This is a genomic window from Pelagicoccus albus (genome assembly GCF_014230145.1).
Lineage (GTDB): Bacteria > Verrucomicrobiota > Verrucomicrobiia > Opitutales > Opitutaceae > Pelagicoccus > Pelagicoccus albus.
Map to the genome: position 1 here is coordinate 120,384 of NZ_JACHVC010000008.1, position 20,155 is coordinate 140,538.

Consider the following 20,155-nt stretch of genomic DNA (forward strand, 5'->3'; position numbering starts at 1 on the left):
GAATGCCCGGACTATTCCGTCGGCTGAGGCCAGGCTCCGCTCGCTGCCTTGGTGGTAGCGACTGGAATGAGTTCTTTGGTGGGATCGCTGAGGGACTTGAGGACCTCGATTGCCCTATGGTCGCTTCCCAGCGCTTTGAGCGCCTCCCGAAAGGCTTGATATCGATAGTCGTCGGTGGCTCCGTCGCGTTCGACACGGTCCATGAAGGCTGCGATATCTATGAGCTTGGACCGAGCATCCATAAAATAGAGATCCACCGGGCTTTGAGGATTAGCGGGCTTCATAGACTGGAGCTTGCACGCTCCATTTCCGGATGCAAGCCGCCTTGTTTCACTGCACCCATCCGTGGAAAAAGATCGGAGCCTTTTTCTATTTGGGTCGGTCGCTAGGAAGCCACGTTTCGTTGCTTCGTGCCTTTGGAAGCAAAGGTCTTTCGACCATCCGAAGGGCTATTCGCTTCGCGCTGCTGCTTCCGGTCGTGGATTTTTACGTAGAAGGCCATCAGCGTCAAAGCCACGAGAAAGATCGCGGAATTACTCCCCGACCAAGATATCTCTTCCCAAATGGGCATTGCGCCTAGGGATGGGGTTTTGTCCTCAGCGAGTGCCGAAGCGGAATGATCGTTAGATCCCATAACCAAGGGACAAATCGCTGCAATTGAGAACGGCAGGGAAATGCGCCGTAGGAATTGAATTGCACGAGTTGGGGTAATGGAATCGGTCGCGTGTGAAGGGGTAATAAGCGGCATCGAGGTATGTAGTTAGCACATCGAATGCCTTTTTGCTAAGCGAATTTTGATTTTTATACCCAAAACAAGCAACCCCTATGCTTGGTTGAGAGTACCCTGCAGGATTTACTTAGAATAATAACCTGACTGGCTTTTGATTACACGGGAAATTACCCTAGTTCCGTTTTCGAGTTTTTCGCGGCTGACCAACGAAAAGTTCAGTCTTATGCAGCAAGGGTGATCGTTTTTATGCGCGAAGAAGGGAGATCCAGGCATGAAGGCCACGTTCTGTTTCAGGCATTCTTCCAGAGTCTCACTCAGATCAACTCGATCTTTCAACGTAAGCCAGAAGAACATGCCTCCACTCGGTTTTTTCCAATCCGCCAAGGATTTGAAATCCGCTCGAAGCGTTGATTCCATCAGGTCGCGTTTCTGCTGGTAGTGGGAGCGAAGTTTTTCGATCCGCTCCGCATTCTTTTGCGCATCTGAGAGCAATTCTGTCGCGATGAATTGGGCGGGGCGGTTGCTGTGTAAGTCGGCGGCTTGCTTGAGTTTCAGCAGGGACGGGAAAAGCTCTTCCGAGCAGATCAAGCTGCCAAGACGCAGGCCAGGGATGAGTGTTTTCGATACGCTGGAAAGATAAATCCAAGGTGTGTTTTTGAGAAACGACGCGATGGGGGGGGGAGCATCGCTTTCGTAAGACAGGTCGCGGTAAGGATCGTCTTCCAATAGAATCGTGGCATGGCGGTCGAGTACTTCGGCAATTTCACGACGGCGCTCCAGCGAGTAGCAACAGCCGGACGGATTTTGAAAACTTGGATTTAAATATGCGAGCGGAGCTTTGGTCTGCTCTAGGTATCGATCGAGAACTGCTGCGTCGATCCCCTCGGTGTCGAGAGGCAAGGATTGGATATCAGCCTCGAACAACTGGAAAACCTGCAGAGCGGCCAAGTAGGTCGGGGCTTCTACAAGTACAGGTGTCCCGGGTTCTATGACCAACTTGGCAGCCAGATCCAGTCCTTGCTGGGAGCCGGAAGTTATCAAGGTTCGCGAGGCTTCAGCGTCCAGCCCGAAGGCGCTCGCTCGGTCTGCCATTATCTGGCGCAAGGGCATTTCCCCTTCCGAGGGTCCATATTGGTAGGCGGCCGGAGGGACGGTTGGTAGCACGAGATCCTCCCAAAGACTGGCGTCAGGTAATCCTCCTGCGAAGGAGATGATTTCCTTGTTTTGAGTTCGGGAAAGTATGTCGCGGGCGACCGATCCACTGAAGTTATTCAGGCGGCGGGCGAGAGATGCTTTGGGGCATTCGAGGCTATTCATTCCCCATGGTAGCAAATTTATTTGAATAACAAAAATATTCTATAAATTATGAAAGTATAACAAAAATGATATGAATAATCCGACCCATAAACAAATAGTCTCATTCCTAGAGGTCTGTCGTGATTTTCATTTTTCCAAAGCGGCGGAGCGCCTAGGCGTGGCCCAGCCTCAGCTGAGTCGAACCATTAGGGAATTGGAGCAGTTTCTGGGAGAAGCCTTATTTTTCAGGCGAGGCAGAAAAGTCGACCTGACGGCGTCGGGGCAAGTTTTTCTGAGGGAAGTCTATCAGCTACCGGCTGTTTTGAGCAGAGCGGTTGAAGGCGCTCGACGGGCGGGCTCGGGTGAAAAGAGTCTGTTGAGGCTGGGATTCGTAGGGGCTTTGATGGGAGAGGATTTGCTTGGAGTCTTTGAACGATATCGTAAGGAGCATCCGGATACGCAACTATCCTTGGTCGACATGGCTCCGGTGGAGTTGCTGTCCAAGGTGTCTGAGGGAGAACTCGATGGAGCGTTTCTTGGTGTTCGGCCTGCGTCTCTACCCCCTAGAGTGCGATGCATAAATTGGAAAGAGGGCTCTGTGCGGGTTTGTTTGCCCAAAGGGCATCGCTTAGCTGGACGGAAGCGTTTAAGGATTAAAGACGTAGAAGGGGAATCCCTTATCGCCTTGAAGCTTGAGCTTGCCCCGGCGTATCGAGAATTCTTGGACGGAATCTACGCTACTGCCGGAATCGAAGCACCTGGAATCCGGGAAACCAATGGAGCTGCTGCTATGGCCAGTATGGTGGTGGCGGGTTGTGGGGTCGCATTGCTCCCTGCCTCTGCGGTGAAAGGGATGGATCCCTACCTGACATCCATCCCCCTAGCGGGGGATGGATGCAGACTAAGGGAAGTTTTTGTCAGCAGTGAGCGAGAGAACCCGGAGCTTCGAAAATTCGAAACCTGTCTCCCGAGGGCTCGCTCAAAAGTTCTAAATTCTAGTTCCTAGAATGGTCTAGGATTTCTTGGATGATTACAGAGCACCAGCCGGTCGAGTAGGTTTCGTAGCCTGGAGCTTGGGCGTATCCAACAAAGCACTCCTTCCCATTCACTTTGGTGCGGGTCCATGATTTATCCTTAGCCCCTCTATCTAAAGTACCTGGTATTTTAAGGCTATCTTTCAGGATCTTGTCCTGCGTGTCCGCCAGAACCATGCCGCTTCGGTCAATGATACAGCAGCGAGTAGACTCCTTGAGGTTTTGGTCCACAGGAGTGTTTTTCAAGATAACTTGGGCTAGACTCTCCCAGTCGAAAAGAATGCCCAGAACTCCAAGGAGCCTTCCATTCGCATCACCGTTTTCTCTGACTCCGCAGGAATATCCCAAGGTTAGGCTTCCGTTGGTGAGAGGGTTTGCTTTCACGCTTTCGAATCCGTATTCGTTTCCTGAATTCGAGTTGATGGCTGCTCGAAACCAATCCGTTTGAGATACGTCAGCCCTGACTGATCTATACTGTTGCGGTCTGCCGTTGGCGATCACCTTGCCTTGGAGATCGCAGAGCACGAGATCGTGGTAAACGGTGTAGGCATCGAGGATCACGCCAAGCCTCTTGCTCGCGTAAGCGGCGTTTTCCGGAGATGGATTTTGAGCGGCTCCGACCATAGCTGAGTCGGTTGCCCACCAGCGCACATCGCATGTTCGCTCGAAAAGGTTTCTATCGATCAAGTCTATGTTGACCAGGGCCATGTCGGAAAGGCGTACGCCTCGCACGTTATTGGCCATGACTTCGCTGATTCCCTCGAGTTGGTTGACGGCGGTCTTGGTTTCCAGATCCATCCGCTTCGCCACTTGTTCGGTGTGTTTGGAAAGGGTGCGCATCTCAGAGGCTACGACAGAAAAGGAGGCTCCCACTGAGCCGGCTCTAGCGGCTTCCACTTGAGCGTTCAGGGAGAGCAAGCGGGTCTGTAAGTTGATCGCGTCGATCTCCTTGAGGGCTTGGTCGAAATTTTTGGAAATGGAGCGAGAAAGGACCCGAATCCTCTCCGGAGCGGCGTTCGTTTCCTGGTTTTGTTTGTCGGATTGGGCACTAAAGGTAACTGGCATGATTCCCCCTTAATCGGTTCCTCAATCCTCGATTTTAGGTTCTATTAACAATTTCTTTGGGGAGTTTACCTTATTTCTCCAGAGAATGAGCAAAATTAACTTAATGCATGAAAACTGTTCACTTGAGAGCGTTTCGGGGCGAACCTGAGCTCATTTCCCTTTAATCATTTTGAGGAAATTGCGTTTTTGCGTCTCTGAAATTTGTCGTCTTGTTTCGAAAGAGAGGTGACCGGTTTCTGTCGTCTCTTGCAGATGGATGCCCCAGAGTGGCGAAATCGAATTCGGAAGTGGCGAGTAGCGAATATCGATTAGGAAATTTGGCTCTGATGGAGAATAGGCTACGAACCCCTCCGAGAAATGGTCGAAACGCTCGATGTCCTCCAATGCTGTTTCGCTCAGTTCCAGCTCGTGTGCTTCCGCTGAAAAGGCGGGTGCCGAGTCGCCGAGATAGATTTGATTGTCCGAAAAGGTCCCCAGCCGGAGTGCGTCCACGTAGAAGGTTCCTCCGCACTCATAGACGCTCCGCCAGAGGATTAAGTTGGCCAAAGAGGGCTTAACCGCTCGGAGCGTGGAGGCATCGTGTCCTCGGCTTTCCATCAGCTGGCTTTGGTAGCTTTGGGCTCGAAAGTTTTGTGTGGTTCCGAGGGCGAAGTAGAACAAGGCGAAGAGACCTGCGACCTTCGCGAGGATTTGTTTTTGTTTCCAGAGGCAGACTACGAGGAGGACAAGCAGAGGGAGGGTAAAAATTGGGTCCACCACCGATATGATGTTCCAAGCCACTCGTGATGTTGAAAAGGGAAGAAGCAACTGAGTGCCATAGCTCGTGCAGGCGTCCAAGAGACCGGATGTTGCGTACCCGAGGAAGGAGTACAGGTAGAGGGTTGCGAATGATAGTCTCTTGGGAAGAAAAAGAAATAGGAAGCCGGAGACGAGTAGTGCCCCGAACGGTATGAAAGCCAGCGCGTGGGAAAAATGGCGATGGTACTCAATGTTGAGCAAAGGATCCTCGCCGGAAGATATCAGGATGTCTAGGTCGGCAGCCATCCCCCCGATCGCTCCTGCCAAGGCCGCGACTCGCAAGTTTTTGGGAGGGGAAAGACTGAGGGCTGCGATTGCTCCCACGACTCCTTGGCTGATCGGGTCCATCGATCGGCGACAATGCTTGAATTGAAGGGCGAGGGAACCCCAAAGTTTGATAAATTCTACAAGAAAACGGCGACCCGGTTAAGGGTCGCCGTCAGGTGATGAGAGCGTTCAGGATGTCTAAGCCTTTTCCTGTCCCATCCTTCGCTTTGAGACGAAGCCAAATCCGACCAATGCGATCGCTCCCATAAAACCGATATATTGGGTAGAGTCTGGAACCTGTTGCACAGAGATTCGAGCCAGTGAATCATGTGTGGACAGGTAATCCGAAAGATTTGTGCCGGTGGCGAGGGCAGCTCCTTGGAATCCGTCTAGACCCGCTTGACCGAGCAGGCTGATGGGACTCATCGTATCGGTGCTGATGCCGCCTAGCGGAGAGAGAGGTGCCCCCATCAAGTCGTTAAGTTCGGTCCCTGCGTCCCAGATGTTAGCCCCAAATAGGTCGAAGCTCAGATCCATATTCAAATTTCCGTATCCATCGAACAACTCTATCCCCATTGGGTCTTCGTTGCCAATGAAGATGTCGTTGGAGGGGACGACCATGGATGCGAAGCTCAGGTAGCGGTTGAGAGTCGCGTCCAGATCTATGCGAAAGCTCGCGCTTTCTCCCGGAGCGAAGAGAACACCCGGAGGGGCTCCACTTCCATCCTGAAGAAGGACATGATGTTTGGAACCGGCGACTCCCATAATGTCGGAGGCGAGTCCGCTTGCGTCTCCACCCTCGGCTAGGGATTCGATAGATGAAGAGGCATATGAACCGGAATCAAAGGTATCAAAGGATCCGTCGTGGAATCCGAAAAATACTGGGGTGAACCAGAGTCCATCATGGCTTCCTATATTTTCGACAGTGACTTGTACCGTTACAGCGTGGGCATTGACTGCAGCAAGGCAGGCAAGTGCAGCGACGCCACGAAGAGCGAAGCGTTTAAGGGAACGTGTTTGAGTGTGCATTTTTGTTTCTGAGACAGTTATGTTTCAGATCGATCTAGGAGGGCTTCTTTGCCCGGCGCCGATTAAGAGAACGTGCGGGTTCGTAGATTATTCCCAAAAAAATGCGCATAATTCTCCCTTGGCTGCAGGAAGCGCTCACAGTGCCTCTTTTTTGGAAGCCCTATCGGATAGAGGAATCGCTGAGCAGCGAGAGTTGCTCAAGGATTTCCAAGCCGCGGAGTTTCGACTTCCAGATTTTTGGAATGCCGGTATTGCCATGTCGGATACCGGCGATTCCGCCGGCGATGGCAGCGGTGGTATCCGTGTCGTTCCCAAAGGAAATAGCTCGTTTAATTATCGATTCGAAATCCTTTTCGAGACAAGCCCTTCGAGCAGAATGAAGAGAGTCGACTACGTAGCCGGTACCAGTTCCACATGGTTCCCGATCGGGCTGAATCTGTTCTTTTAGCTCTCGCAGGCTCTGCGGGTCGAATTGATAGATTTCTTTGAGCGTCGCGGTCGCCTCGCTCCAGGCATCATCATAGCCTTGGAGCTCTCTTCTGACCCACAGGCAATAGAGAGCGCAGCATACTTGAGAGCGTGTGTGTCCGTGGGTCAGCCTTGATTGCCGGTGGGCATCCACTACTAAGGCGATGTCATTTCCATTGTGGAGTAAGGCGAGGGGTAGGCATCGCATGAGGGATCCATTCCCGTTGTTTCTCTCGCCTCGCATGCCCGAGTTACTCGTGGTCATACCCTTCTTAAGCCGAGAAATGGAAACGCTCGTTTGGTTTCCTATATCGAAAACGTAGTTGTCTACCGCCATGTATCCTTCGTCGTGCCAGCGTAGCAGTCGACTCGCGAAATCATGCGGGTGATAGTGACCGCAACTAACAAGGGAAGTATATAGGCAAAGAGCCTGAGCTCCGTCGTCCGACCAGGTTCCCAATGGCACGTGAGAATATGAACGCAGGAATCCTTTGGGAGGAAACATATCCAATTCCTCGAAGGGCGGTAGCTCCTCCGGCCGCCGGAACTCGTAGGGTACTCCACAGGCATCTCCGATCAGTAAGCCAAGCATACCGTCTCTTATTTGCTCTGTAGAGGCTCGATGCGTATTCATCGTTTGGATTCCCGCAATCATCTAGTAGAGTAGCTCCTTTACCCAATAGTCACCGCCAATAACCAAGTATTCGTCCTCGCCAGTGAGCAGGCTGCTCGGCAGCAATCCACTGAAAAATACGATCTTTGAAATGGCGCAGGTCGCCTTCCAAACCGAGGAGCCAAATTCCCAAGCTTTTTCCCGATCTGAGGTGAAGGAAACGAGATTGTTTAGGCGTATGCATTTTTCGCGTTTTTCGCCGGTGGCGATCAAAGGGTGCTCTTCCGGGTCATTTGTGCCACGGTAGAGTACCAAGGTTTTGGTTTCCGGCATGCGGCGCCTGTATTCGTATTGACAGTACTCGTACAGAATATCCAGTTGTGAGTAGATCGCGTTGGTGCGGGAACTTCCTTTCATCCGATCTCTCGCGAAGCGATTGTCCTCTTCGCCCTGTACTCGCTTTAAGATACCTTTGTGATAGGTTGCCAAAACGCCGAATCGGCTTTCTACCCAGCTTTTTAGAACGGCGCCTTCGATCCCGTTGCTGTCCACTTGCCAGCCGTTAAGAAAACGAAGGTAGCTATTTCGCAGACTGCTTCGAGCGTTGCCCGTGTATTCAGCCCATTGATGCAGGGCGAATTTCACGTTGAGGTATTCATGGAAGATGCGTCCTCTTTTAGCGCTGTCATCTTCTTGGTCGAGTTTACGAAATAGGTCGCGGTTGGAACGCTGTGTTCCGGAAATGCTCAACGGCCTTGGTTCCAGGTTGAACGTATCCGATGCGATTACCCAAGGTGGCAAATCACAGTGATTGAAGGCTACTACTCCTGAGGGTTGTTCTTTGGTTTCGACTGAATTCAACGAGGTCCGATTTTGCCAAGGGATTTAAAATAAGAGGATCGGTCCCCGCTAGGAGACCGATCCTGAGATTGGGTTACTCTAGCTTAGCCCCAGCCGTCGTCATCGTCGTCGTCATCCTCCATGCCCGCTGCTGCGAGGGCTTCGAGGCGATTCCAACGAGCGTCGACTTGGGCCTGTGCTCTTTCCAGTAAGGCGCTGGCCCGTTCTGGATTGGACCGCTCGAGAGACTTGAATCGGTTTTCTGCCCGCATGAAGTCCGCCACAGGAACACTAGGCGTAAAGGAATCTAGCCGGAAGACTGGAAGCTCCGTATCCGCATTTCTTGGATCGAAGCGGTAGAGAGGCCAGTATCCGCTGTTGACTGCTGTTTTCTGGCGATCTGGTCCGAAGGATAGGTCAATGCCGTGAGCGAGACATGGTCCGTAGGCGATGACCAAGGAAGGACCATCGTAGCTTTCGGCTTCGCGAAGAACCTCGAGCGTTTGTTGCTCATTGGCACCCATAGCGATCTGGGCCACATAGATGCCTCCGTAGCTCATTGCTATCTGGCCGAGGTCCTTTTTGGGGAGTTCCTTACCCTTGGATGCGAATTTCGCCTGAGCTCCGATAGGAGTTGCCTTACTTGATTGTCCACCCGTGTTTGAATACACTTCCGTATCCAGAACAAGGATGTTCACGTTATTACCGCTGGCCAGCACGTGGTCGAGTCCTCCGAATCCGATATCGTAGGCCCAACCATCTCCACCGACGATCCAGGTGCTCTTCTCGACCAAGTAGTCAAGGCGCTGCAACAGGCGTGTGCTTTGCGATCCTTTGAGCTCCTTCAAGCGGGAACGAATTCCTTCGAGGGCTTCGCGTTTCTCGCTTACCTTGCTCTTGTCCAACGCGAGGAAGCTGGAAACTTGTTCCTCGCCAATTTCCTTGCTGAGGTTTTGCAGCAGTGTGCGTGCGGTCTCGCTGCGCCATTTGGCGGATAGGTGCAGACCCAGTCCGAACTCCGCGTTGTCTTCGAAGAGCGAGTTGGCCCAAGCGGGTCCACGGCCGTTCGAGTCGGAGCAGTAAGGTGTAGTTGGCAAGTTGCCTCCGTAGATGGAAGAACATCCAGTCGCGTTGGCCATGAGTAGTCTGTCACCAAAGAGTTGAGACAGAAGTCTGACATATGGCGTTTGCGTACAACCCGAGCAAGCTCCCGAGAACTCAAACAATGGTTGTTTGAGGGAGATGCTTTTGGCGCTCGCTTTGGAGGTATCGATCTCGGTTTCCTTGATGCCTTGGAAGAAGGTGAGGCTTTCCTTTTCGCGGTCGAGGATCGGAGCGAGTGGCTCCATTTCGATTGCCTTGCGACCTTCGGCATTCGTTGCAGGACAGAGTTCGACACATGCGTTACAGCCGGTGCAATCCTGAGGGTACACCTGGATGGTGAAGGCTTTGCCTGCAGCATTCGGGCCTTTGAATGGAACACTCTTGAATCCTTCTGGAGCAGAAACGAGTTCGCTTTCGTCGTAAGCCTTGGGGCGAATGGCGGCATGAGGGCAGAACAAGCTACACTTGTTACACTGCGTACAGGTTTCCGCGTCCCAAACGGGTACTTGGGTGGCGATGCTGCGCTTCTCGTATTGGGAAGTGGCAGATGGCCACACGCCGCCGGCGGGAAGAGCGCTGACTGGAAGCAGATCTCCTTGGCCAGCCAGGAGGCGAGCCGTGACGCGCTTTACGAAGTCAGGCGCCGAGTTTGGTACCCACTCTACAGCTACAGGGCTTGAGGTCGTTTCAGATGGGACTTCAACTTCCTTGAGGAAGGCGAGAGCTGCATCTACCGCGGCACAGTTCATATCGACGATCTTAGGACCTTTGCGTCCGTAAGTCTTTTCGATAGCGGCTTTGATTCTGCCGATGGCGTCTTCAGTTTCCAGTACGTCACTCAAGGCGAAGAAGCACACCTGCATGATGGTGTTGATTCTGCGGCCCATTCCGGTTTCGCCAGCAACCTTGTAGGCGTCGATCACATAGAGCTTGTTCTGCTTTTTGATCAAGGTGTCTTGCACTTCGTAAGGCAAAGATTCCCAAACTTCCTCGGCGGGTACGGAGGTGTTTATGAGGAACGTTCCGCCATTCGCGATCTTGCTGAGCATTTCAACACGACCAAGGAACTGCGGCTGGTGGCAACCTACGAAGTTTGCCTCTTCTACGAGGTATGGCGCTTTGATTGGGTTTTCACCGAAACGCAGGTGAGAAGTGGTGAGTCCACCAGATTTCTTGGAATCGTATACGAAGTAAGCCTGCGTGTAGAGTTCTGTCGCTTCGCCGATGATCTTGATCGTGTTTTTGTTTGCTCCTACCGTTCCGTCGGAACCGAGTCCGAAGAACATGGCAGACTGAGCGGATTCGATCTGGATGGTAAAGTTTTCGTCCCAATCCAAAGATTGGTGTGTAACATCATCACGGATACCGATGGTGAAGTGATCCTTCGGGCTCTCAGCGGATAGGTTGTCAAAAACAGCCTTTACCATGGCCGGAGTGAACTCCTTGGAGCCGATGCCGTAACGTCCGCCCACAACGGCTGGGTCGTTTGGCAAGCAATTGTTGAGGCAGCTGCTCGCTTTGCGCAGGGCTAGGGATACGTCGAGGTAAAGAGGTTCTCCGATGGAGCCTGGCTCCTTGGTACGGTCTAGTACCGCTACAGATTTGACCGTTTTGGGAAGGGTGTGGATGAACGCCTTTGTATTGAAGGGACGGTAGAGGCGAACAGCGACCACGCCGTATTTGGTGCCTTCGTTCTTATTGAGGTACTCTGCAGTTTCGGCAGCTGTTTCCACGCCGGAGCCCATCATTACGATTACCTTCTCCGCTTCGGGATCGCCGTAATAGTCGAAGATATTGTAGGAGCGTCCAGTCTTGGCTGCGAAAGTATCCATGGCGGACTGAACGATGCCAGGGACTTCCTTGTAGTAGCTGTTAACCGCTTCTCTCGCTTGGAAGTATGTATCCGGATTTTGGGCAGTGCCGCGTACCGATGGAGCGTCAGGAGTGAGAGCTCTTTGGTAGTACTCGTCCAATGCTTTGTCATCGATCATAGAGAGCAGGGTATCGTCCTGCAGGTACTCAAGTGAGTTGATCTCGTGCGAGGTCCGGAATCCGTCGAAGAAGTGGATGAATGGAACGCGGCTGTTTAGAGTTGCGATGTGGGAGATCGCTGCGAGGTCCTGGGCTTCCTGCACCGAATTGGAGGCCAGCATGGCGAATCCAGTTTGGCGGCAAGCCATTACGTCGCTATGGTCACCGAAGATTGAGAGGGCGCTAGTCGCTATGGCGCGAGCAGATACATGGATGACGCTTGGAGTAAGTTCTCCGGCCATCTTGTACATGTTCGGGATCATCAGGAGAAGACCTTGCGAAGCGGTGAAAGTAGTGCTCAAGGCGCCGCCCATGGTGATACCATGCATGGTACCTGCCACGCCGCCTTCACTTTGCATCTGGGAAACTTGGGGGATTTCGTTCCAGAGATTCGGTTTCGACTGGGCCGACCATTCGTCGCAGAGCTCCGCCATAGAGGTCGAGGGCGTAATCGGGTAGATCGAAATTAGTTCGCTCATTCGGTAAGCTACCGAGGCGACTGCTTCGTTAGCGTCTCGCGTTATGCGAGGTGATTTTGGTGCGGGAGTTGCGATCATTGTATGAAGTAGTGGAATATTGGTGACTTGTCGGCCCGAAGGCCGACAGGGTAGGGACTAGGCGGTTTTGCCGAAAACTCCGGCGAGCGTTTTCCAGAAACGCTTAGACCAACCGATGTAGGTAACCATGAACTCGGATCCGAGGTCGGTACGCTCGAGCAGTTTAGTGGCTCCGAGTTCAGAGAGCTTGGCGTCGACTTGCTTTCCGCATTCGCAGAAGAGCGGGTACTCGGTATCGCCCAAGGCAAGTACAGTATAGTGGAGATTGGTTAGCGCTTCCTCGCGTGCCATCAGCTTGTTGAAGGACTCGACGCACTTTGGTGGAGGAGCTCCGTCATCCCAGGTGGAGATGATGATCAGGAGAGGATTGTCGATAGAGGCGAGTTGATCGACGTCGTAGTCGGCGAAATCGAGTACTTCGATCTCGACTCCATTCTTTTCTGCTTTCTTCGCTACCTTTGCGGCGACGCCTTTGCAATTTCCAGTTTCGGTTCCGTAGATGACTGTGAGTTTCATTTGATTCGCGAGGTTAGATCTAATCTTAGAGTGATGTTTTGCCCGCTAGGCTTGCGGGAGTAAGGGATTGGCTGTGATACGGCCGTAGTTGGAAAATTAGGACGTTTGAAGGTCGAGGAGCTGGGCGAATTCTTCGGTGGTAAGTCCACGCCCTTGGCTTTCCGCGACTTGGCGGATTTGCGGAAGTAGTTTCTCAGCGAAACGATTGCTTATTTCGTGACCTAGTCGGTGAGCGGCAGAAATCACTGCTGCCGAACCGGAGTGGCGGCCGATGACGAAGTCGGGGCGTTCGCGACCAATTTCTTCTGGAGAAATCGTTTCGTAGCTCTCGGCGTTGCGGAGCAATCCGTTGCAGTGGATCCCGGATTCGTGGCTGTGAGCTCCCGGCCCTGTAACCGCTTTATTCCAAGAGAGGCGACGGTTTGATGCTTCCGCTACGAAATCGCTCAGCTTGTAGTAAAAAGAGGAATCGAGCGGCATATCGATGTTAGTCGAATGCTTGAGGGCCATGGAAACTTCCTCGAGCGGAGCGTTGCCTGCTCTCTCTCCCAAGCCGTTGACGGTAACACTCGCGCAAGAGGCTCCTCCCATGAGAGCAGCTACTGTATTGGCAGTGGCCATGCCTAGATCATTATGGGCGTGGAATTCGATCTCGATGGATGTGTTCTTTGAGAGGTCGCAGAAGAGATCTAGGGTTTCGATCGGGTTGAGTCGTCCAGTCGTATCTGCAAATCTGACACGCTTTGCTCCAATGACCTGGGCGGCGTCGATAAAGAGCTTGAGGAAATCGCGATCGGCCCGGGAGGCGTCCTGTGCGCCGACGCTAAAGTACTCGAAATTGTTGGCGGCTTCCTTGGCTAGCTGAGCCATGGTGCGGAGAACCCACTTCTCGTCCTTTTTCCAGATCCGCATGTGAACTGGGCTGGCTGGAAGCGAGAAGTGGAATCCGTTGGCTCCTGTGCGGGTCGCCGCTTTGAGGTCGTGTCGATTGGCACGACCCCAAGTGAGGATACGAGTTCGGAGATTGAGATCCGAAATCGCTTTAATGTGTTCAATCTCGCTATCCCCCATGGCCGGAATGCCGACCTCGATCTCAGGGATGCCCGCTTGGCTGAGCAGGGTGGCAATGGTTTGCTTTTCGGTGAGAGAAAAGGCAACGCCTGCCGCTTGTTCGCCGTCGCGAAGCGTTGTATCGATAAGGTAAGGTATTTTCTGATACATGGCGGGATGCGAGTTTGGGGTTCTTCTTAGTCGGAGATGAGGTTTGTCTCGCAAACCTCACCTTCCTCGATGGCGTCGAGGATTTCGTCGATAAGCTCCTCGGTAGCCTTTTCATAGTATCTGCCGCTTGGGTAGTCGATGACTACAGGACCGCGTGTACACATGTTGAGGCATCCGGTCATGGAAATTTCCACGCCGTCTAGCATGCGGTCCTGGACTTCGCCTTGAGCGTAGGAAAGAAGGGCTACGGAGTCCTTGTTGCAGCAAACGCCTTTGAGTTCGCCGGTTGCGCGGGCACTGCCGCAGATGAAGAGGTGATGGTCTGGCTTATTCATTTCAACGTATTCGTTTTTTTAATTCCTAATGGTTAAACTGTTCTCTGCGTTCAGCCGCAGCCTGTTCCGTCGCCGCCGCAGGTAACGCCCTTGCCGCAGCTCTTGAACTCTCTTTTGAGACTTGGAGGGAGCTCTTCGCCGTGGAAGAGGTGGCTTAGTCCGGCGTCGATCATTCCAGCCATTTCGATGACTTGGATACCGGCTGCCTTAAGGGCCTCCTTGGGAGCCATCCCCGCTGCATTCACTAGGACCGCCCGGCAATCCTTCAACGTTACCGCAAGATCCGCCCAACGGTCGTCGCGACCACCCAGAGGTGGAGCGTCCCGCTTTTCGAAGGCGATGAATTCCTCTTCGTCTTCTGGGTCCACTTTGAAGATGGTGAAGTTTCTGGCTTCGCCTAGGTGCTGGTTGACGAGCATGCCTTCGCGAGTGGCAACCGCGACGTAGGGGCGATCTTGCTTCGGATTGATGGGCAGTCTGGAACAGCTCTGGATGAGCTCGTGTACGTCGTCCGCCATCGGTTCGCTAAGCTTGCCGATTGCGTCGGCGCGGCAGCGAGCGCAGTGTGTCATCTGGTTCATGTATTCGCCACACTTGATACGAGCGGCGAAGCGCATCTTGGCATCTGGCTCGGGATAGTTTTCGAATACTGTGTCCTTGGTAGGAAGGAGCGGGATGCAGTTCATGATGTCCGCTCCCATACTGGAGACTGTTTTGGCAATCTCCTCCAAGTGCTCGTCATTGACTCCCGGAACGATGATAGAGTTCACCTTGGCGATCATTCCGTATTTCTTGATCCAGCTAACTGCTTGTAGTTGCTTTTCAATCATCAAGGCGCCCGCTTTTTCGTGGCGGAAGATCCGCTTGTCGTGGCGTGCCCAAGCGTAAACTTGTCCGGCGATTTTGGGATCAACGCCGTTCATGGTGATTGTTACGTGACTGACCTGTAGCTCGGCCAACTCCTTCACGTATTCTTCGGTGAGACCCAGTCCGTTAGTGGAGAGGCAGAGGATCATGCTAGGGAAACGTTCGCGGACGAGGCGGAATGTTTCCATGGTCTCATTTGGGTTTGCAAAAGGATCTCCCGGACCGGCGATTCCGACCACTGCTATGTCGTCTCGCTTTTCCATGATTTTTTCCAGATAGACCAGAGCCTGACCGGGAGATAGGATTGTGGAAGTGACGCCTGGACGGCTTTCGTTGACGCAGTCAAAATCCCGGTTGCAGTAATTGCACTGGATGTTGCACTTCGGAGCAACCGGCAGATGGATACGGCCGTGCGAAGAACAGGCTTCGCGGTTGAAACAAGGGTGATTGTCGAGATTGATCTCGTTCGGCTTCGGTGGTGTTACGTTTTCTGGCGTCATGGCGTTCTAGTGTTAGAGATAGCTGTATCCGGTTTCTGATGTGTCCTGCTTGGTTTCGAGCAGGGCGTTAACGACTCGGTCAAATGCGGCGAGAGTGCCACGGTAGCCGACTTGCAAAATTCTCTGTCCGCCAAAGCGGTCGTGTATTGGGAATCCCACTCTCAAGAGGGGAACGGAAAGTTCGCGGGCTAGCTGGTAGCCTTTGCTCGATCCAAGAATTAGGTCCGGCTTTCTTTCGCGGGCCTTCTCGGCGATCTTCGCGTGGTCCGCTCCGCAGAGAGCATCTACATCGGCGAGGCCACCTTCGATCTCGCTGGCGAGCAGTTTCTCCCAGTTCTTTATCTTCGCTCCAGTGGCGCAGATGATGGGGCGAACTCCGATTTCGCTGAGGAAGGCTGCTTGAGCGATAACCAGGTCGGGCTCGCCGAATACTGCGGCGGTCTTGCCGGAAATGTACTTGTGGGCGTCGGCGTAGGCATCGATGAGGCGGGCTCTTTCGTCCTTCAGGATTTCCGGCATCTTGTTGCCAGAGATTTGACCGAGAGAGGCGACTAGCTGATCGCTATGGCGGATACCTAAAGGCCATCCGAGCGAGTGCTTTTTTACGCCGCTCGTTTCTTCGAGATAGCCAGCTGGCGTATCCTTCAAGTAAGCGCGAGTATGGCCGATTTCTAGGGTCGCCACTGCAGATCCCATTTCTTCGATCTCTTCGAGCGAAGTGCCGCCTGGTGAAATCCTGTGGTACTCGCCCCAGCTTCCGCCTTCCAAGGTGGCGCTGTAGTCGGGAAGAATCGTCGGAGTGAGCTGATACATGCCGCAAAGCTCACGCAGGTGTCGAAGGTCGGCACAGGACATCATGGCTGGCAGAATATTTACCAAACCAGGGATGGATGCCTTCATGGGGGCGGCGAAGTTTCTAACCAATTGATCGATCGCCGCGTAGTACCCGTCGCTATGTGTACCGGTGTACGCTGGAGTGGATACGTGGACGAGTGGAGGACCGTCGCCATCATGCTTGTCCTGATAGGTCTTGATCATTCCAAGCATGTTATCTCCGATCGTTTCGGAGAGGCAGGTTGTCGCCACACCGATGAGCTCCGGCTCGTATTGGGTAATGACGTTTTCGATACCAATCTCGAAGTTCCGTGCTCCGCCGAAAATCGCATCGTCCTCGCTAAAGCTGGATGAAGCGATGTCTACCGGCTCGCGGAAATGGCTGATCATGTAGCGGCGGATGTAAGTAGCGCAACCTTGGCTACCGTGGAGAAAGGGGAGGCAGGAACGGATTCCTTTGAAAACCATGGCTGCTCCGAGCGGGCTGCAAAGCTTGCAAGCGTTTCGGGTGGCAGAGGCGGGAAGTGGACCTTCGGCTGGGGTTCCGTTCGCTGTGGTGTTGTCAGGATTCATGGCGTAGTGGTTGGATCAGGATTTCACGTTGTTCAGATTCAGGGCCCGCATCTCGTGGCGTGGAGCGAACTTCCAGATAGGGGAGAGGGCACTGCGCGCTACTTCGTCCGCGAAGTGGAGCATTCCCTCGAAGCCGGCCAGCGGGATCTTGCGCTCGTGGTTGTGATCGCAGAAGGCGACTCCCAGCTTATAGGCGATGGGCCGCTCCTTGACGCCGCCGATGAAGAGGTCGACTTCCTTTTCCAGAACGAACTTGGCCAATTCGAGCGGGTTGGAATCGTCTACGATTACGGTGCCTGGGTCGCAGATCTCTTGCAGTTGCTCGTAGTCTTCGGCGCTGCCAGTCTGGGTGCCGGCCAGTACGGTTTTCATTCCCAAAGCTCTTAAGGCAAGTACCAGCGAGAAGGCCTTAAAGGCTCCTCCCACGTAGAGGGCGGCTTTTTTCCCTTTGAGTTGCTTGCGGTACTTTTTGAGTTGCGGGGCGAATTTCGAAATCTCTTCGGCGACGACTTCTTCCGCTTTCCGCATCAATTCCGGATCGCCGAAATGTTCGGCAGTGGCGTAGAGGGCGCGAGCGGTGTCTTCGAATCCGAAGAAGGAAACGCGTTCCATGGGAATGCCATGCTCGTCTTTCAAAAGCTTGGCCAGGTGCGTCATGGAGCCGGAGCACTGAACCAGATTCAACGCCGCTCCGTGGCAGCGACGTAAGTCATCAACTCTGCCGTCTCCAGTGATGGTAGCGACCACTTCGACTCCCATGCGTTCGAAGTACTTACGGATCATCCAGGCCTCTCCGGCGATGTTGAATTCGCCCATGAGGTTGACACTGTATTTGCCAATTGAGGACGTGTCGCCTGTACCGACCAAACGGTATGCCGCTTCGCATGCTGCTTGGTAGCCGGTCTTTTTGGTTCCTTTGAAGCCTGGAGAGTCAACGGGTATGCACTCGATGCCTGTCTTCTTGGTGACCTTCTTACAGATCGCTTCTACGTCGTCGCCGATGAGGCCCACGATACAAGTAGAGTATACGAAGGCCGCTTTCGGGCTGTAGTACTCGATGAGCTCGATGAGCGAGGCCTCGAGTTTCTTCTCTCCTCCGAAGATGACTTCCTTTTCAGCGAGGTCGGTGGAGAAGCTGTTCCGGTTGAGTTGTGAACCGGAGGAAAGGGAACCGCGGATATCCCAGTTGTAGACGGCGCAGCCGATAGGGCCGTGTACGATGTGGAGGGCATCCGCGATTGGATAGAGCACCACTCTCGATCCGCAGAAGGCGCAGGCTCTTTGTGTGACAGAGCCTGCGGAGCTCTTCTTATCGCAGACAAACGCCTTGCCTGATCCTTTGGTCCAAACTTGATCGGAGCGATCTTCCAATACTTGGATTTGCTTCGCGGAATCGATTTCTTTCATGGTCTGGACCTTTGGATCTGTATTGTTTGGCAAGTTGTTGAGCGGGCGATGTGGGTGGGGTTATTCGGCGGGGCTTAGGATTTTTTTGATGTGACGGTCGAGGCTGAAGGCAGCTCCTGGGCATTCGGCCCGTTTGGTGAGCGTTACCATTTGGTTGCCCCAAGCTTCTTCTTCGATCTGCTCGGTAATGAGTTCGAGCAGCATTGGCTGGGATGCGTAGTCTTTAAGTTCCAAGGCCAACTCGTAGCAGGCTTCGATCTTCTCGGAATTGGTCTTCTCGAGCTTCAACGCGTATTCAGCGATCTCTGACAAGCTGGTGAAATCTGGCTTAGGAGTCTCGATGCCGGTGAGGCCTGGCTTTTCTCCACGCTCCAGAAGGTGAGTGAGGAATTTTCCAGCGTGCTCGCGTTCCTCTCCTGCCTGATCGGAGAAGAAGCTGGCGAATCCTGGATAGTCCTTCCAGGCGCACCATAGGGACATGGCTTCGTACGCGTGGGCAGCGAGGAGTTCGTGATTGGCCTGATCGTTTAAGGCTTTGGATATTTCGGGTTTCATTAAAAGGGAAAGGATGGTTCTTTTGGACTTGGGTTTGGGTATTCGGGGCTTTGTCGGGCTGAGGCCCGGAAAATGGGCGGGATAGATCTGGTCCCGCCCATCTACCGATAACCTAACCTCAGAGTACTAGTTCGATGTCTTCGTCGGCGTCTTCGCGATCGCGCTTGTCGAAGAATGCATCGGTGATCTTCTCGATCAGGCGCATGCCACCTGTGTATCCAATGAGTGGGAACGCACGGTGTCCTACGCGGTCGAGGATTGGGAATCCGAAGCGGACGAACGGGAGCTTTTCGCTCTTGGCGACGTACTTTCCGTAAGTGTTACCCATGAGCAGATCGACTGGGTTGCCCTTGATCCACTGGTGTAGGTAGTGGATGTCGCTGAAGGCGGCCACTTCTACGTCTGGGTTCACTTCGCTGCAGATTTCCTTGATCTTAGCGACCCACTTCTTGCCCTTGGTGCCAGTCACTACGATTGCTGGTTCCATTCCCACTTCTACGAGGAACTTAACCATAGCGGTGACGTGGTCAGGATCTCCGAAGATCGCAACCTTCTTGCGGTGCAAGTACTGGGACATGTCGCTAACCATGTCGACGAGGCGACCGCGTTCCTTTTCAAGTTCGCGAGGGACTGTAACATCTCCGGCGATACGCATAGCGTTTACGAATGCGTCCGTGCCTCCGATACCGATTGGCAGTTCAAGAACCTTGTTCTCTACGCCGCACTTCTTCTTAAGCTTGTCGGCAGCGAGGGTGCTGGCCATAGGCCCGAGGGCTAGAGTAGCCATGCTGTCGCCCATAGCCTTAAGCTGAGGAATCGTTGTACCGCCGTCTGGATACATCTGGTATTCGCCTTCGAGAGCGGAGTCCAAAACGTCCGAGGTATCTGGAGCCATGATGTACTCGACTCCGAGCATTTCGGCGAGGCGCTTGATTTCTCGCATATCAGCTGGCTCGACCCAACCTGGGAAGAGGTTGATGACGTTTTTCTTAGCTCCAGTAGACTCTGCGAGGTAGTCTACGAAAGCGGCGCACTGAGCGGAGAATCCGGTAACGTGGCTGCCTACGAAGCTAGGAGTATTTGCGTGGATGACGAGTTTCCCCTCTGGGATGATGCCACTCTCTTCCGACTTCTTGATGATCATCGGAATGTCGTCACCAATAACTTCGGACAAGCAAGTGGTGTGAACGGATACGATGTCTGGTTCGTAGATCGTGAAGATATTCTCCAGCGCTGTCTTAAGGTTGGCCAATCCGCCGAATACCGAGGCGCCTTCCGTGAAGGAGCTGGTGGTGGCTACGATTGGTTCCTTGTGGTGGCGGGTGAGGTGACTGCGGTGGTAGGCGCAGCAACCCTGGGAGCCGTGCGAGTGCGGCATGCATTTGTGGATACCGAGTGCGGCGTACATGGCACCAATTGGCTGGCATGTCTTAGCCGGATTTATGCGGAGCGCTTTGCGTTCCCGGATTTCTGCTGTGGTTCCTTCTAACATGGTTAAATCCTCTTAAGCGTTAA

Annotated in this window: 18 protein-coding genes; 1 reads left to right on the top strand and 17 read right to left on the bottom strand. The window is 53.4% G+C overall.

All coding sequences use genetic code 11. The annotated features are described in order from the left end of the window. Window positions 1-11: 11 nt before the first annotated feature. The 3 genes from H5P27_RS08945 to H5P27_RS08955 all read right to left on the bottom strand — a co-directional run bounded on the left by H5P27_RS08945 (window position 12) and on the right by H5P27_RS08955 (window position 2,047). Window positions 12-284 carry a hypothetical protein gene (locus H5P27_RS08945; protein ID WP_185660063.1) on the bottom strand — a complete coding sequence of 91 codons (273 nt, stop codon included), beginning with the start codon at window positions 282-284 and terminating at the stop codon, window positions 12-14. A 101-nt stretch (window positions 285-385) separates the two neighbouring features. Further along, the gene (locus tag H5P27_RS08950; RefSeq protein ID WP_221774659.1) at window positions 386-571 is read right to left on the bottom strand and encodes a hypothetical protein; all 186 of its coding nucleotides are present in this window, start codon (window positions 569-571) and stop codon (window positions 386-388) included. A gap of 282 nt (window positions 572-853) precedes the next feature. After that, entirely contained in the window at window positions 854-2,047 is a 1,194-nt protein-coding gene (locus tag H5P27_RS08955; RefSeq protein WP_185660065.1) for an aminotransferase-like domain-containing protein, read from the bottom strand. A gap of 70 nt (window positions 2,048-2,117) precedes the next feature. Between H5P27_RS08955 and H5P27_RS08960 the strand changes: the two genes are divergently transcribed. Then, a complete protein-coding gene (locus H5P27_RS08960; protein ID WP_185660066.1) occupies window positions 2,118-3,032 on the top strand; it encodes a LysR substrate-binding domain-containing protein in 915 nt (304 codons plus the stop codon). Here the strand turns inward: H5P27_RS08960 and H5P27_RS08965 are convergent. The 14 genes from H5P27_RS08965 to nifK form a co-directional block, all read right to left on the bottom strand. Continuing rightward, window positions 3,022-4,125, bottom strand: coding sequence for a methyl-accepting chemotaxis protein (locus tag H5P27_RS08965; protein WP_185660067.1), 1,104 nt, complete (start codon window positions 4,123-4,125; stop codon window positions 3,022-3,024). The two genes, H5P27_RS08960 and H5P27_RS08965, sit on opposite strands and share 11 nt — an antisense overlap. Before the next feature lie 150 nt (window positions 4,126-4,275). Further along, window positions 4,276-5,271, bottom strand: coding sequence for a metal-dependent hydrolase (locus H5P27_RS08970; RefSeq protein ID WP_185660068.1), 996 nt, complete (start codon window positions 5,269-5,271; stop codon window positions 4,276-4,278). Between the two features lie 117 nt (window positions 5,272-5,388). Continuing rightward, on the bottom strand, window positions 5,389-6,219 hold the full coding sequence (locus H5P27_RS08975; RefSeq protein WP_185660069.1) for a spondin domain-containing protein: 831 nt from the start codon (window positions 6,217-6,219) through the stop codon (window positions 5,389-5,391). 160 nt (window positions 6,220-6,379) lie between these two features. After that, window positions 6,380-7,321 (bottom strand): ADP-ribosylglycohydrolase family protein, encoded by a 942-nt coding sequence (locus H5P27_RS08980; RefSeq protein ID WP_185660070.1) that lies wholly within the window; start codon window positions 7,319-7,321, stop codon window positions 6,380-6,382. Between the two features lie 21 nt (window positions 7,322-7,342). After that, window positions 7,343-8,161 (bottom strand): NAD(+)--dinitrogen-reductase ADP-D-ribosyltransferase, encoded by an 819-nt coding sequence (locus H5P27_RS08985; protein ID WP_185660071.1) that lies wholly within the window; start codon window positions 8,159-8,161, stop codon window positions 7,343-7,345. A gap of 83 nt (window positions 8,162-8,244) precedes the next feature. Further along, on the bottom strand, window positions 8,245-11,832 hold the full coding sequence (gene nifJ / locus H5P27_RS08990; RefSeq protein WP_185660072.1) for a pyruvate:ferredoxin (flavodoxin) oxidoreductase: 3,588 nt from the start codon (window positions 11,830-11,832) through the stop codon (window positions 8,245-8,247). A 57-nt stretch (window positions 11,833-11,889) separates the two neighbouring features. Beyond that, a complete protein-coding gene (locus tag H5P27_RS08995) occupies window positions 11,890-12,348 on the bottom strand; it encodes a flavodoxin domain-containing protein (RefSeq protein WP_185660073.1) in 459 nt (152 codons plus the stop codon). 96 nt (window positions 12,349-12,444) lie between these two features. Continuing rightward, a complete protein-coding gene (locus H5P27_RS09000; RefSeq protein ID WP_185660074.1) occupies window positions 12,445-13,569 on the bottom strand; it encodes a homocitrate synthase/isopropylmalate synthase family protein in 1,125 nt (374 codons plus the stop codon). A gap of 26 nt (window positions 13,570-13,595) precedes the next feature. Next, a complete protein-coding gene (locus tag H5P27_RS09005; RefSeq protein WP_185660075.1) occupies window positions 13,596-13,904 on the bottom strand; it encodes a (2Fe-2S) ferredoxin domain-containing protein in 309 nt (102 codons plus the stop codon). Window positions 13,905-13,954: 50 nt separating this feature from the next. Next, window positions 13,955-15,271, bottom strand: coding sequence for a radical SAM protein (locus tag H5P27_RS09010; RefSeq protein WP_185660076.1), 1,317 nt, complete (start codon window positions 15,269-15,271; stop codon window positions 13,955-13,957). 12 nt (window positions 15,272-15,283) lie between these two features. After that, the gene (locus tag H5P27_RS09015; RefSeq protein WP_185660077.1) at window positions 15,284-16,678 is read right to left on the bottom strand and encodes a nitrogenase component 1; all 1,395 of its coding nucleotides are present in this window, start codon (window positions 16,676-16,678) and stop codon (window positions 15,284-15,286) included. Window positions 16,679-16,693: 15 nt separating this feature from the next. Beyond that, entirely contained in the window at window positions 16,694-18,085 is a 1,392-nt protein-coding gene (nifE, locus tag H5P27_RS09020; RefSeq protein WP_185660078.1) for a nitrogenase iron-molybdenum cofactor biosynthesis protein NifE, read from the bottom strand. A gap of 60 nt (window positions 18,086-18,145) precedes the next feature. Next, on the bottom strand, window positions 18,146-18,640 hold the full coding sequence (locus tag H5P27_RS09025; RefSeq protein WP_185660079.1) for a ferritin: 495 nt from the start codon (window positions 18,638-18,640) through the stop codon (window positions 18,146-18,148). 118 nt (window positions 18,641-18,758) lie between these two features. Beyond that, on the bottom strand, window positions 18,759-20,132 hold the full coding sequence (nifK, locus tag H5P27_RS09030) for a nitrogenase molybdenum-iron protein subunit beta (protein WP_185660080.1): 1,374 nt from the start codon (window positions 20,130-20,132) through the stop codon (window positions 18,759-18,761). Between the last annotated feature and the right edge of the window lie 23 nt (window positions 20,133-20,155).